The organism is Streptomyces sp. WZ.A104 (genome assembly GCF_002382885.1).
Classification (GTDB): Bacteria; Actinomycetota; Actinomycetes; order Streptomycetales; family Streptomycetaceae; genus Streptomyces.
Map to the genome: position 1 here is coordinate 40,059 of NZ_NWVL01000057.1, position 13,696 is coordinate 53,754.

The 13,696-nt window shown below is 67.5% G+C and carries 13 protein-coding genes; 4 read left to right on the top strand and 9 right to left on the bottom strand.

Annotated features, from left to right (window positions below; genetic code table 11):
- Window positions 1-422: 422 nt before the first annotated feature.
- The 6 genes from CIB93_RS39685 to CIB93_RS26550 all read right to left on the bottom strand — a co-directional run bounded on the left by CIB93_RS39685 (window position 423) and on the right by CIB93_RS26550 (window position 8,141).
- Window positions 423-581 (bottom strand): DUF6207 family protein, encoded by a 159-nt coding sequence (locus CIB93_RS39685; protein WP_373558810.1) that lies wholly within the window; start codon window positions 579-581, stop codon window positions 423-425.
- A gap of 445 nt (window positions 582-1,026) precedes the next feature.
- Entirely contained in the window at window positions 1,027-2,775 is a 1,749-nt protein-coding gene (locus CIB93_RS26530; RefSeq protein ID WP_096630445.1) for a UvrD-helicase domain-containing protein, read from the bottom strand.
- Window positions 2,772-4,637, bottom strand: a complete 1,866-nt coding sequence (locus tag CIB93_RS26535) for an ATP-dependent endonuclease (RefSeq protein WP_096630446.1) — start codon at window positions 4,635-4,637, stop codon at window positions 2,772-2,774. The genes CIB93_RS26530 and CIB93_RS26535 overlap by 4 nt, the downstream gene beginning before the upstream one ends.
- Window positions 4,638-4,796: 159 nt before the next feature.
- Entirely contained in the window at window positions 4,797-6,728 is a 1,932-nt protein-coding gene (locus CIB93_RS26540) for a hypothetical protein (RefSeq protein WP_257002382.1), read from the bottom strand.
- Window positions 6,646-7,122, bottom strand: a complete 477-nt coding sequence (locus CIB93_RS26545; RefSeq protein ID WP_096630450.1) for an ABC-three component system middle component 2 — start codon at window positions 7,120-7,122, stop codon at window positions 6,646-6,648. Before CIB93_RS26545 ends, CIB93_RS26540 begins: the two co-directional genes overlap by 83 nt.
- On the bottom strand, window positions 7,119-8,141 hold the full coding sequence (locus tag CIB93_RS26550) for an ABC-three component system protein (RefSeq protein ID WP_257002384.1): 1,023 nt from the start codon (window positions 8,139-8,141) through the stop codon (window positions 7,119-7,121). The genes CIB93_RS26545 and CIB93_RS26550 overlap by 4 nt, the downstream gene beginning before the upstream one ends.
- A gap of 328 nt (window positions 8,142-8,469) precedes the next feature.
- Between CIB93_RS26550 and CIB93_RS26555 the strand changes: the two genes are divergently transcribed.
- Window positions 8,470-9,003: a hypothetical protein gene (locus CIB93_RS26555; protein ID WP_096630453.1), complete on the top strand. Its 534-nt coding sequence runs from the start codon at window positions 8,470-8,472 to the stop codon at window positions 9,001-9,003.
- 82 nt (window positions 9,004-9,085) lie between these two features.
- Here CIB93_RS26555 and CIB93_RS26560 read toward each other — a convergent pair whose 3' ends face one another.
- Window positions 9,086-9,871 carry a hypothetical protein gene (locus tag CIB93_RS26560; protein ID WP_143660090.1) on the bottom strand — a complete coding sequence of 262 codons (786 nt, stop codon included), beginning with the start codon at window positions 9,869-9,871 and terminating at the stop codon, window positions 9,086-9,088.
- A 242-nt stretch (window positions 9,872-10,113) separates the two neighbouring features.
- Between CIB93_RS26560 and CIB93_RS26565 the strand changes: the two genes are divergently transcribed.
- Window positions 10,114-10,416, top strand: coding sequence for a hypothetical protein (locus CIB93_RS26565; RefSeq protein WP_096630456.1), 303 nt, complete (start codon window positions 10,114-10,116; stop codon window positions 10,414-10,416).
- Window positions 10,417-10,444: 28 nt separating this feature from the next.
- Window positions 10,445-10,633: a hypothetical protein gene (locus CIB93_RS26570; protein WP_096630458.1), complete on the top strand. Its 189-nt coding sequence runs from the start codon at window positions 10,445-10,447 to the stop codon at window positions 10,631-10,633.
- A 58-nt stretch (window positions 10,634-10,691) separates the two neighbouring features.
- On the opposite strand, the gene CIB93_RS26575 is transcribed toward CIB93_RS26570, so the two are convergent.
- A complete protein-coding gene (locus CIB93_RS26575; protein ID WP_096630459.1) occupies window positions 10,692-10,898 on the bottom strand; it encodes a DUF6207 family protein in 207 nt (68 codons plus the stop codon).
- A 289-nt stretch (window positions 10,899-11,187) separates the two neighbouring features.
- Window positions 11,188-11,472 carry a DUF3027 domain-containing protein gene (locus CIB93_RS26580; RefSeq protein ID WP_107470980.1) on the bottom strand — a complete coding sequence of 95 codons (285 nt, stop codon included), beginning with the start codon at window positions 11,470-11,472 and terminating at the stop codon, window positions 11,188-11,190.
- A 266-nt stretch (window positions 11,473-11,738) separates the two neighbouring features.
- Between CIB93_RS26580 and CIB93_RS26585 the strand changes: the two genes are divergently transcribed.
- The gene (locus tag CIB93_RS26585; RefSeq protein WP_257002386.1) at window positions 11,739-13,598 is read left to right on the top strand and encodes a DEAD/DEAH box helicase; all 1,860 of its coding nucleotides are present in this window, start codon (window positions 11,739-11,741) and stop codon (window positions 13,596-13,598) included.
- The last annotated feature ends 98 nt before the right edge of the window (window positions 13,599-13,696 follow it).

Below are 13,696 nucleotides of genomic sequence, written 5' to 3' on the forward strand. Positions count from 1 at the left end.
AGGGACCGGGCACGCGTCTGCCGCAACCACCGGGCAACCGTGCGTGGGGAGCCCACTGGCGCACGTGCCGTGGGCGGCCGGGTCGGTAGCGGAGGCACCGCAGGCGGCTGCGGTGGGTGGGGCGGCCGAGACGGTGGCGGTGGCACCGTGGGCGGCTTGGAGGGGCGAGGCGGAGGGGGCAGGGCATCACTCTCGTCCCGCCCGCCAGACTCCGGCTGCTGTTCGTGATCATCCGTCACAGTGACTCCCCCCCCAGTTGCTTCCATCGACCCTGGAATCAAAGAACTCACCGTACTGACAGAGAGCCCTCTGAGGGACGAACTTCCTCGTTCCTCCACGGCACCGACACCCGGCGCCGAACAGCACAGGCTTCGGGCCGTGCTCTATCCGTCCGGACTCCCCTGGTGACGTCTGCCCCTCAGTCAGCAACCCGCACGCGAAGGCGTAGTATCCGGGGATTCGCATGCAGGTTCCAGGCTCCCGCCATCCGGGATTGCTAGAACCCGCGCGCCTTCGTGTGCGGTGACGTCCAAGACAATCAAGCCCGGCTCGGACACGTGCACCTCGTCGATGAATTCCATGCCTTTCCGAACGCGGGAACCCGTGTCCCGGTTCTCTGAGGAAGGCCTCGTCACTGCTTCGAGTGAGCCCCGGCGAGCGGCGCTGTCAGCAGCGTGTCAACGACTCTCTGCTGTAGGGCCGGCCTCGCCAGCCGGGCCATTTGCACGGCGAGGCTGCGGACTCGGTGCCGAGGGATAGCCCGTGCCTGATCAGTGAGTCAATCCGGCGCCATCGGTCCGTTCAGCGCGGGGCCGCATACCGCCGCCCTCGCCTCACGCCGCCGACTCCCCGATCCCAGCAAGATGCGACATCAGCCTGGGCGCGCTCGACCGGCGGCACGGCCTGCGGTTCTGTACCGTCTGTGACGTACAGGACGGGACGCCGCACGGGCCTGTCCTGTGTCCCTTCCCGCGTACACGGGGCTGGCCCACCGCACCGGATGACTGAGGCGGCTTCTCCCGCCAACTACACGACTCTGACGGGCACCTCATATTGCCGCAGCAGTCGGACCATGTCTTCGGCTTCCTCCTTAGGGACGGCGAGCGCGGCAAGGCGGCGGGCGCGGGTGACGGCGACGTACCAGACGCGAAGCAGTTCGTCGGCCGCCGGATCGCCTTGGGCCCAGCGCTGTACGTTGCCGTTGTCCGGCAGCATCAGCATCACGGCGTCCGCTTCGTCCCCCTTGAGCTGATGGACGATATTGGTCCGCACGCCGGTGGCTTTGACCTTTCGGCCGACGACAGGCTTCCCGGCCAGGTGCCCCTTCTTGGGGTGAGGGGCAGCATCAGCCGGTGCAGGCCATGCCTTCATCGCCTGGCGGACGTCGGCGGCCCACTCCTTGTGGGGCGGGGGAAGGCTGTGGAGAAACGCGAAGGCCGTGCGATTGATTTGCTGCAGCGGCACCCGGTGACTCGCACAGAGTCGCTCCGGGCTGTCGGCCCCATCGGGAAACCAGTACCCGAGCAGTACACGTACGGCGATGGCGCAGGCCCGGGTCAATTCGGCGCTCGTGGCGCCCTCCGTGTGAGCTACGGTGCGCGCCCAGGCAAGGCTGGTGATTTGGTTGGTGTTCGACTTCTCTCGTGCGATCCCAGGAAGTGTGGCGTATCTGTAGGCCGTCACCAGGCAAGCCTCGGCTGTGATGCCGTACCCCTGAGCGACGTTACGGAACACCTCGACGATGCCGCTACCGGTCGAAGCGTGTCGATGGTTGCTGCCAGAGCCCGCGAACCGGGTCGGCAGGACGACGACGGGGACGTCATCGCCTCGGACCACGGCTGTGTCTGGTGGCCGCTTACCCGCACGCAGGGTGCTGGCCAGTCGGCAGATGACAGGAGAGCTACGCCAGTTTCCAGTCAACGGCACCGGCGCGGATGTCAGTTTGGCGGCGAACCGCTGGAGCGCGGCGGGTTGAGCTCCGCGCCAGGCGTAGATGGCCTGGTCGGGGTCTCCGACCAGAACCAGCGGAAGTCCCGCGACGTGCAGCAGCTCAAGGATCGCCAGGTCAGCGGCGGAACAGTCCTGTGCCTCATCCACAATCACCTCCGAGAACCGGGAGAGCAGCGGCGGCAGCAGACGCGAAGCCCACTTGGGACTGCGCAGAGCCCAAAGGGCAAGGACACGCGCCTCGTGTCCGGTGTAGTAACCCCGCTCGCACCATGAGGTGCGGGTTGCAAGCGCCGCGTCTTGCCACTGCTTGCGACTGTATTCGCTGGCGTCGAGCAGACGCTTGGCATCTCGGTCGACGTTGTCCCAGGCAACAGCTTCCCCAGCAGACGTGGACGAGGGATCCAGGACCATCGGAAAGCGGTGCAGAGAGATCTCTCTGTCCATCCCCTGCACGGGTGCCTTGACGTTCGCCCAGGACTCCAGCAGCCGGGGAATCGGCTGCTTCGGACGCAGGGGCTTGACCAGGAACTCCCACAGGAACGAATCGAGAGTGCCGACGAAGTGAGGAGCATGCAGCAGATCGCTGCGCCCTGCCTGGCGGCAGCGCTGTGCCATCTGGTCACGCGCGACCCGTGTGAACGAAATCAGTGCCCGTCCTTGCCGCAGCAGCCTCGAAGGTGACTGCAGATGCCGCAACGTGATCACATGCGTCTTCCCCGCCCCCGGACAGGCCGGCACGTAGGCGGGCGCCAGCGCCTGCACGGCGAGCTGCTGTTGCGTCCTCGCTGTGAACCGCAGACCCTCCGCGGTCTCGTCCGGCGTCACGACGCACCGTCCGGCACGGTGATGAACTGCACCGCTTGCGCCAGGTAGTCCGGCACCGTGAACGGGACTGCCCGATCAGCCAGCACATCCGCCAGCTCCTGGGCGAAGAGCCCCTTGGACACCTTCGTACCGGAAATCGCCTCGCCGTCGAGACCGCAGACAGTCCGGGAGTCCTTCGTGACGAACAGTTCCCCGAAAGCAACTGCGGGATCAGTTGCCTTCAGAACCTGTTCCCAGCGGTCCTTGGACTGCGGTGCGCATCGTAGAAACGCCGCTCGCAGCGCCTGCTCGTTGCCGAGAGACCACAGGGCAGGCTCCAAGGTGCGAGGCGCGGCGGCCACATGCAGCTGCCCAGGCGACGACCAGGTGGTGTGCAGAGCGCGTAGCTTCGTGATCCTGTCGGGTTCCGGATCGTCGGGGGCGACGTCGGTGTCGGTGATCAGCGCGACTCGACGTCCAAGGCACATCTGGTCGACAGGGTTCATCAGAACCCGCAGGTACACCTCGAACCCGACGCCGTCCACGATCACCCGGGTCGTTCCGAAGAACCGCTCGAGTGCTTCGAAGGCGGACCGCTTCGCGGGGGCGTCTGCGTCAGGGGCTGGGGCGAGTACGCGCTCCGCGAGCGCGGGGAGCAGTAGGAGTTCGGATATGCCTTCCACCAGGATGGCCCGGGAGGAGAAGAGCAGCGCGCTCTTGGTGGCATCCAGGTAACGGTCAAGATGCTGTATCTGGCGCCGGGTAAGCCCCAGTTGCGGCACGGGAAGGGGCCGTGTCTGCCAGCCACCAGAGGCCTCGGCCGGGCAGCGGGCCATGATGACCACGTCCTCGACACTGGCCGCGGCCGACAGGATAGGGGAGTGGGTGGTCACCAGTACCTGCAAGTGCCCCGCCGGTTCCATCGGGTCCTTCGGCACCCTTCGACGGGACTCGCGGGCACGGCGTTGCAAATAGCGCAGCAGCAGCGTCTGCAGCTGCGGGTGCAGGTGCGCCTCAGGTTCCTCCACGAGCAGCACGGTCAGATCAGACTCCGCGGCAGCGTCCAGTTCCGCCATTACAGTGGCGATGAACAGCGTGTTGGTGTAGCCCAGACCGGAGGCGGACAGCGGGAACGGAGTGGACTCGAGATCGCCAAGAAGCACACGCAGCGACCGTGCGATCGACGCGAACGTCGGCTCAGCGAGCGCCAGTTCACTGTGCTGCGGATGCGTTCCCGCCGTCAGATCTTTCAAGGGACCGTTGATCTGCTTACTCACCGCTGTGACGTGCTCATCGGCAGCGACCTTCTTTAGCTCCGCTCCGATGCGTTCCACGAACGCCTCGACCTGCTCCTCGTCACCCAGAAGGCCACGCAGGATCAGCCGCACCCGGTCGCCGCCCGCCGATGCCAGCTCCCGCTCCGCATCCCGCAGAGCCGGCAGATACACATGCCGCACCCCACCGCGAGCAGGCGGCTCTCCCGTCACTGGATGCCCCGGGCCCTGCGCCCAGGCCGTGCTGCCGCGACGCCCGTTTCCCTGAGGGGAGGCGTAGGACACCTGCCATCGCGCTGTCCGACCGTCAGAGCCGTCGGTGTGCACCATCGCTTCCAGATAGGCGCCACTCTGCTCCGGGCCGATCTCGGACACTTCAAGCTGAAGCGCCGGACCGCCCAAGGAGGCAGCAGCCTTCAAGACGTCCGACTCCTCAAAATACCGCGACCGGCGTCCGTCCAGCGGATCGGTCAGCAGACGCACCGCATCGACCACCGTGGTCTTGCCCGCGTTGTTCTCGCCCACGAGAACCGTCACCTCCGGACGCAGAGGTATCCGTACCTCCTCACACGACCGGAACCTCTCGATCAACACCTCGGATATGTACATACCCGCCCCCTCCCAAAGCAGCGCAGATTGAGCGCGCTGCTCTCCCCACCTCACTGCCAGACATCGTTCACATTCATCCGCCTCGCCAAGGAACCGACCCAACCGCCCGCAGAGAGCTTCCGCCGCACAGGCTCAGGCGCCCCGACGGGGCGAGCAGACTCAGCTCTCGTTCGCGTTGCCGCCCCGAGCCGCCCCGACAGGGAAGAACCCGAAGTGATGGTCATCGGGGTCGCGGCTGAACATGTACACCTGTGCTTCCTGGGCGATGTCGGCGGGCGGGTCGGTGTTCTCCACAACGATCGCCTGGCCGGTGAACCGGTGGAACAGGTCGCGGTAGAAGTAGTCGCTGACGCTGTCGGGCAAGTTCTCGTTGTCGGTGCGCCGCGCAGCGACAGGCTGCCGGTAGGTGACCAGAGGAGAGTCGAGGATGATGAACCCGGGATGGATGGGTGCCTCGCCGAGGCAGTAGTCGGCCAGACCGACGGCGAATGCGGCGTGAAGAACCGCCCGCATGCCCTTGCCGTGGCCGGCGCGGCCACGGTCGCCCACGAACAGTTCCGCGGTGTACTGGTCGTAGGACACGCTGTGGAGCTGGACGTGCCAGGCCTGAAGGGACCGCTCGATGGCGCGGTCGAACGCCGCGACGATGCCGGCGGGGATGCTGCCTGTAGGGCGCCCGCCAGGGACGGCACCGTCGGCGACCAGCTGGTCGCGGACTTCCTGAAGCTCTTGGATGCGCTGGTGGAGTCCGAGCTCCTTCTCGACGCGGGAACGAGCGGCCATCGCTTCCGACGCCAGGTGCTCGACGGGGAGCAGTTCTTCTGTGATGCGGGCGATCTCGAGATCCGCTTGTTCGGCCTGGGCCGCGCTGTGCGAGCGCTGCCCGGCGACGTCCTCGCGCTGGACCTGGAGATCGTCGATGGTCAGGCGCAGGTCGGACAGCAGGTGACGGGTCTTGTCGTTCTCGGCTGCGACCGCGGCGTGCAGGGCGGTCGTCTCCTGATCGTGCTCTGCCGTCTGGTGCTGTGGATCGGCACCGCAGAATACGCACGTCCCGGTGCGGAAGTACCCCAGGAGGTTGCCTGCCTCACCGACCATGGCCAGGCGGGCGAGGTCGGACTCGTACTGGCTGCGCAGAAGCCCGAACCGTCCGAGAAGGTCGTCGATCTCCGCCAGACGCTGGTCGTACTGGCCGAGCGTGATGGCAACGTCCGCCCGGCGCCCTGCGGCGGCCGTGTGCCGCAGGGTGATCTCGCGCAGGGAATTCGCGACGGTGTCCTGGTGGGCGAGCAGCCGGTGCAGCTGCGCCGCCAGCTCGCCCTCGTTCCCGCCGTGCGGATCGAGCTGGCGCTGCAGGTCCAGGATCAGTTCGTCCAACAGCCCGATCTTGCCCTTCTGCAGCCGCCGCTGTGCCGCGTTCGGCCTGGCGTCGGTCACCGGCTCTCCCTGGCCGATCAGCAGCAGCTTCAGAACCGACTTGAGGGCGGTCTGCCCGCTGGTGCCCGTGGAACGCAGGACCGGCGGCACCTTCGACACCATCCGCGTCTCGCTGACCAAGCACAGGTGCAGCAAGTCACGGAATCCCACCAGCTTGGTGCCGCCGGTGTCGTTCGTCGCGATCAGCGTGCCCTCGAGACCGAGCTTCTCCAGCAGATAACGGGAGATGTTCTTCGAGCCCCTGGCGCTCACACTCAGCTCGAGGTCCGGCGCCCGGTAGACCAGGTCCCGAACATCTTCATCGAAGACATGGATCCGGCTTGCCTGAGGGCCGCGCATGAGCGTGATGACACTGCCGTCGGGCAGTGCAAGGCCGAGGAGGATCTGCGAGTATCCCTCGGCCTCGGGGATGAGGTCGAGCTTGCGCGCGCCCAGCATGTAGTCGATCGCCTCGGTGACGAACGACTTGCCGGTGTCCGAGGCGCCGTAGATGACGGTCAGTTTCTCGCCGAAGACGACCTGTGCCCTCTCCCGGCCGGAGCCGGCGAACGTCAGGTGCAGGAGCCGGATGCTAGGCATGGTCACTTCCCGAAGGCGGCAGTTGTGAATCGAAATCTCGGACCCACCGGTGGGTGATGGCCCTCGTCGCGGCACGCACATCCAGTTCGGAGGACGACTGGGCGGCGATCACCCACGCGGCCCGGTCCCTCAGAGCGGCGACGTAAGGAGCTTCGAGGAGGTCGACGAAACCAGGCCCCTCCTCGCTCGCCCGGTACAGCAGTCCTTCCTCACCGGCCTCCACGTCAGCCAGCCCGGCCCGCATCAGCACACGCAGGCCCTGCTCGATCAGATGCCGGCGCATCGCCAGCTCGCCCGGGCCCGCCGGCAGCGTGGGATGGAGACTGGGCGGACCGTTCAGCTCACCGCTGTGCAGCATGACGTGATCCAGGTACACCAGCTCGGCCAGGTCCAGCGGCTCGGGGAATCTGGCCGTGAGCAGGACCAGGGCACGCATGCCGACTTCGAGCGGACTGTTCAGAGGATTCACAGCTCCTCCTGGACCCACGTGAGACGGTCCTCGTTGGCGAGCTGGTGGCAAATCCCCTTACGGTCCTCAGGCTTCACATAGTGGATCAGCACGTTGGAGCCGAGCTGCATGTCCCGCGCGGCGGCGAGCACGGCCTTCATCCGCGCGTATCCGGTGGGGAAGTCATCCTCCTCCACCTCCGAGACACCGCTGTACATGTCGCTCTGCAGGGACTCGAACGTCCCCTCCGGCACACTGTCACGGGCGAACATGCGCAGCTGCTCGGCGCAGTAGAACGCCTCCCGCTGCCGCCGAAGGTTCGGCCCCGCTCTGTGATGGGCGTGTGCCTCGTCCGGGGAGCTCGGCGAGCATCCCCACTTCTCGTGGTAGACGTTCAGTAGCTGCTGGATGTACCGGGTTTCCTTCGGTGCGTGCGCGGGCGGCGCCGCGGGGATGGCGGGCCGGTCGGGCAAGCGCGTGCCGAACCGCCTGACATGCTGCGGCGTCCTGGAATGCACCTCGAGGATCTTGTCGAGGTTGCCGGCCTCGAATCGCGAGAAGTCCGACCGGCTTGCCAGGTCCAGCGCGCGCCGCAGGGGATCCTCGCCGTACTCCTCGCCGAGCTTCTCCGCATTCTTCGCCACCCACTCGAAGAACCCAGCCCGAAGAGCCGAGGGCTTCGTAAGAAGCTGGACGAACGACCCGCCGATCTTCGGGGCAACGAAGAGGTACCGCTCAGGCAGCACCTTGTACTTCTGCTCGGCCACCCCAGAGTGGATCTTGAGGATCTCCGGGTACGCGGTAGCGGCGCCGATGGCCTTGCCATAGTGCTTGCACTGGAAGCAATGCCAAGGACCATCGGTCTTGCCCTTGGTCAGAAATGCGGCGATGTCCGCACCACGGTCATTGGCTCCCCCCATGCGTACCACGTCCACGTACTCGGCCTCCTTGAGCGCGCTCACCCACTCGTAGATGAACTCCTCCCACTGGTCGGCCGAGTGGTGTACCAGGATCTGCTTGGGCGTCAGCGTGGGCGGCATGGCCATCATGGGGGCGACCACTGTCACTGGCGTCTGCGAAGGCTTGGGCAACTCAGAAAACAGAGGCTCAGCATGGAACGCTGAAAACCGCTCCGACGTGCTCATCGACCCCCCGGTCGTACATCAAACGGAACCCGACCCCCGACGTTCCTACCACCCGTCTCTACACCACGGATAGAGGAAGTTCAGCCAGCAACCACCGACAATGTCACCTACGCGCGCTCCGCCTGCTATCAGCCCTCCGGGCTGGATTTCGAACCCCACGCTCCTTCGAACCCGCTCCACGCCACCGGCAAGCACTGTCAGTCCTCGTTCATACGATCACCACATGCCTGATGCCTTCACCGTCCTGTGGACCCACAACACGTGCCGTGCCCTGCGCACGGCAGGCCGCGTGGGCGAGCGGCCGCCGGTCGCCTACTCCGGCGTCCACCAGTCCCTGCCCACCTGGTCAGGCGTCCGTGCCGGTGACGAGGTGTACGCGCTGCACGTCAACCGATGCGAGGTATTCGTGGTGTCCCGCATGCGAGTCATAGACATGGAACGCGGCAACTGCTGCGGCCTCGCTCAGGCGACGTGGCAGGATCCGCCATTCCCTGGGCACGACGATTGGTGGATGCTCGGAGCCGGCGGCTGTGGCGCCAGTGCGGTCCACGTGGACGCGACCCCCATATGCTTCGACACGCCGATACCCGGCGACCTGCTGCCGACCCTCACCTGGCGCAACGTCCGAGGCAAGACCCGCAACCTGAAGTACGTAGTGGACGGCCGCCTGGAGCGCTCCGTCAGCCTCCAGGGCTTCTACCGACTCACCTCCGAGTCCGCCGCCGCGCTGGCCGGGCTCGTCGGCAGCGTCCAGTGAACCCGGGAAGCCGCGCATCCGGATGCCCACCGGCCGGGAGACGCCATCCCCACGCGCTACACACTGCCCACCCAGGCCCTCATCAGTGCCGGTGGCGCCAGTGCTGGTACACCTTCAGCACCTCGTAGCTCCACGCGCTGCGCTGCTCGTCCGGGGTACGGCCTACGGAGAGTCCGAGCTGTTCGGCGATCTGCGGGAAACGAGGGTGCATCTGCCGGTCTCCGACCGTGACCAGCACCGAAAGCAGCGGCTCGCCCTTCTGCCGGTCCTCATCGACGAGCCAGAGGACGACGCTCTCGTCATCGCGGTGCAGACGAGGAAACACAGGCAGGCGTTTACGCATGGCGGGCCAGCTGATGGTGCTACGGGCGCGGGCGGTCTGCTCGAGCACCGGACGTACATCGGTTGCGATTTCCCACAGCCGCCCGGCCGGCAACAGCTCCGGCGACTCGGCCCGGCCCACCGCCTGCGTGCCCGGCACGCAGGGCGCAGCCTTCGACGGCCGGACGGTCGGCCCGCTCGTGGCGGCGTCCGATGACCAGACCTCCTCCCGACGATCAGGCAGCGGCTCAGCAGCCGGCCGCACCGCCGGAACCACATGTCGCGACGGGTGTGTCACGGCCCGCGCAGATCCGCCCTGCGCGGCCTGGCGCCGTTCCTCCTCGCGCCAGCTCCGCGAGGCCAGAACCTCCTTGAAGACCTTCAACCGGGCGCGCTGCTCCCGTGTCTCGCTGGGTGGTGCCTGCGACGCCTGGTGCCAGGCGACCTCGTACAGGTCGGCGGCCTTCGCCACCGAGTGGGCATCGACCGCCCGCTGCAGTTCGGTGAGGGTACCGTTCAGCGTGCGGCGGACCGTGGCGATTTCCATGGGAGACAGCACCGGCCGGCCGGTGGTCCGGCGCCGGAAGTCCGTCTGCCACGCCGAACCGCCGCTGAGCCGTACCCGACCGTTCGACAAAAGCGCTCCCCCTGTTCGAGCCCAGGCGCCATCGCCCATCAGCTGTCGTAGCCAACGGTGGGACACCAGCAGCGCAGCGCACAAGACCACTTCGGGTCAGCACACAGGGGAACGCCGACCCGCACGACACCGAGGCGTCCTACTCTGAATGGATGCCGAAGGAATCCCAGGAGGCCAAGCGGACACGGAAGGCTGCGGCAAAAGCCGCAGCACGCGCACGGGCCGCCCGCATCACCGCCGGCGAGATCCCCGACTACCTGAAACGGCCGGCCCCCGAACCAACCGGGCCGTGGCTGCTCCAGCCGCAGCACACGATCGTGCACGCACCCGAGCCGCGAGCCAAGGCACTCATCCCCCCGTCGAACGCCCCGCTACGCCCGAGGGACCGGGAGCAGTACGCGGACAACGCGCCGCCGGTGTGGGTGAAGGAGGACCGCTGTGCCGAAAATGACTAGCGGTCCGGCCCGCGCGTGGCATCCCGGGATGACCACGGCTTCGAAGGAGGACATCACGCACATGCGGCCGAAGCAGCGCAACAAGTACCGCCGCCTCGGCTTCACATGGGCAGAGATCAAGAAGATCGACCGCGCCATCGGCCGTGGTGAGACCACCCTCACGCTCAAGACCACGGCCGGCGAAGTCACACCCGATCTCCCGCCCAAATGGCGCTGACCGCGGACCCGCCGCGGCGACAGCAGTACCGGCCCCGCAGACGGCTGCTCCAGCGCCGCTAGCCGGCGGGGTCGGGGCGGCGTAGGTCCGCATACACCCGCGCCTTGACCCCTGCCTCGCCAGGGGTGCGCCACACCGGGGTGATCCCAGATGTAGCCCACTGCTGCTGGAGGGCATCCATCACAGTGGCGGCGGTTTCTTCGTCTGCGGCAGTGATGTCCAGGACCACCAGCCCCGGTTCTGCGACGTGCTCATCGATCTCCATGCCCCCAGTGACGTGCCCCGCGAGCGTCCGGTTCGCCGGCGCAGCGGGAAGCCCCCGTACGGGGGAGTCAGCTCACCGACTCGCCCCTCCTCAGTCGCGCAGGCCGCATCTCGGCCGTAGACACGAAAGGCAGCCTCATCCACTGACAGGAACGGACGGCTGAACGTCCTATGCCAGGGAGCCGTGCCAACCCCCGAGCGGCACGGCTCCCTCCCCGCCTGGAGGCCGCTGTCTTCCCGCCAGCGCCTGCCCCGGTGGTGGCCGCTCAGCTGCTTCCTTTCAGCTGCCGTCAGCCAAACGAGCGGTCCGCACGGACCATGAAGGAGGGGCAGCCGTCGTGCTCGAAGCGCATCTGCCCGTCGAACATCGACGTGGCACGGGTGCAGGCTCCCCAGTCCCGCCCCAGCTCGCCGCTCAGCGCGATCCAGAACCGGCACCCACCGCACTGCGCGTCGTACCACTCGTCCCGATAATCGAGAGCTCCGGTCGGCCTGTTCAGCAGCCGCAGCCAACGCTCGTGAACCTCGTCGTTGTGCCAACGGGCATCGCCCGTCCACGGTCCGCGAGACACCATCCGCCCCCGCCCCCTCTCGAAGAGACCGACAGGCTACACACGGATCCGGTACAGCGAGCTTGCCTTTGTGAGCGCCTGAGGAGTCTGTGCCGTCGTGCACCAGGCATCCGTGCTGCACCGCCATGATTGCGGCCTTCGGACCGCCGAGCTGATGATCCAGCCGACGGCAGACCGCGCACGACTTTGGGCCCCAGGCCGTCCGCCGGGCGGGGGACTTCCGGATCACCCACAGGTCCGCCCCGAGTCGATACGGGATGATGGCGGGCATGGTCACACCGGTCGAGCCGAACGCCCCGAGCCCCCTCGAGCGTCCCACGCTGCGTCCGGACCAGGAACAAGGCCTCGCGGCTGCAGTCCGGCATCTGCGCCGCCCGCATACCCGGGCCTTGTACGTGGCGGCGACGGGGACGGGCAAGACACTGGTGTCGATCCGGGCCGCAGACCAGCTTGGCGCACGCCTGGTCCTGGTCGTCGTGCCCACATTGGACCTGGCCGCGCAGACCGCCCTCGCATGGCGCCGCGACGGCCACCTGGAACACATGGTGATCGTGTCGTCGATGGATACCGCCGCACACGACGCACTCGCCGCACGCCGAGTCGGTTCCACCAGCAGCCCGCAGGCGCTGGCCGCGCTCATGTCGGTCGTGGGGGAGAGGGACGATCAGCTCCCCGCCCTGACGGTGATCTCCACCTACGACTCGCTCGACAAGATCGAGGCGACACAGCACACCCGCTACACCGTGCCCCCCTTCGATCTCGCCATCATGGACGAGGCACACCGCATCGCCGGCCGGGCGGACAAGAAGTGGGCTGTGATCAACGACGCGGCACGGATCCACGCCGACCGCCGCCTCTACATGACCGCCACCCCACGCAGCTTCGCCGCCCCCGACCTCACCGACTCCGCCTCGACCACCCGCCGCCGGCCCCGCCCCGTGACCGAGTCCGCCGTGGATACGGCGGCAAACAGCATGGACAACGAGGCCGTCTACGGAAAAAAGGTGTTCGAGTACCCCCTGGCACAGGCCATCGCCGACGGCGTCGCCGCGGACTACCGCATCGTGATCCCCGCCGTCACCGAGACCGAGCTCCGTGCCCGCCTCAACCTACCCGCCCCCGGCACACCCACGGGCCCGGACTCGAAACCCGAGGAAGCGCTGCGCACCACCGCACTGCACCTCGCCGTCCTGGGCGCCATGGCCAAGCACTCCATGCGCCGGGTCCTGGTCTTCTTCCACCTCGTCGAAGACTCCATCCGCTTCACCCGCGAACTGCCCCACACCCTGGGCCGCCTCCGCAAAGCCGACCCCGACTGCTTTCCCGGACTCGACCCAGACGTCTCCTTCGTCCACGGCGACCACACCGCCGACGAACGCGCAGAGATCTTCGCCCGCTTCGCCGCCTCACCCCGTGCGATCCTCACCAATGCCAAAGTGATCGCCGAAGGCATCGACATCCCCAGCGTCGACGCCGTCGTCTTCGCCGACCCCACCAGCAGCGTCACCCGCTGCGTCCAAGGCCTCGGCCGCGCCCTGCGCCTGGACGTCTCCGGCAAGACCGCCAGCCTCATCGTCCCCGTCTACATCCCGCCCAGCGACGACCCCGAGAACATCCTCGGCACCCCCTACGAACCCGTCTGGGCTATCACCACCGCCCTCGCCAGCCACGACCACCGCATCCTCGAACGCCTCCCCAACAAGACCAACCGACTCACCACCGAGACCAGCCGTCTTATCCAGCACCGCTGGCACTTTGACTACACCATCCACCCCGAACGCATCGCCCGCGCCATGGACCTCATCGCGTTCACCCCCCGCGGCGCCCTTAACCGCACTCGCCGCGAAGGTCTCGCCTCCGCCCAGGCGTTCCACGACACCTACGGTCACCTCGATGTGCCCACCGACCACACCGACCCGGCCGGCTTCGAACTAGGCCGCTTCATCACCGCCATGCGCGACGCCCGTACCACCGGCCGACTCGAACCGGACTGGATCGCTGAGCTCGATGCCCTGGGCATGATCTGGGACAAGCACGACGCTGCCTGGCGCGCCCGCCTCACTCAGGCTGCCGACTACCACCAAGTGCACGGCCACCTCGCAGCACCCGCTACCACCCCCCCTCGGTAGCTGGCTCGCCGAACATCGCTCCCTCGCCGCCCGCGACCGTCTCGACCCCACCCGCGCCGCCGACCTCACCGCCATCGACCCCGACTGGCAACTGCCCC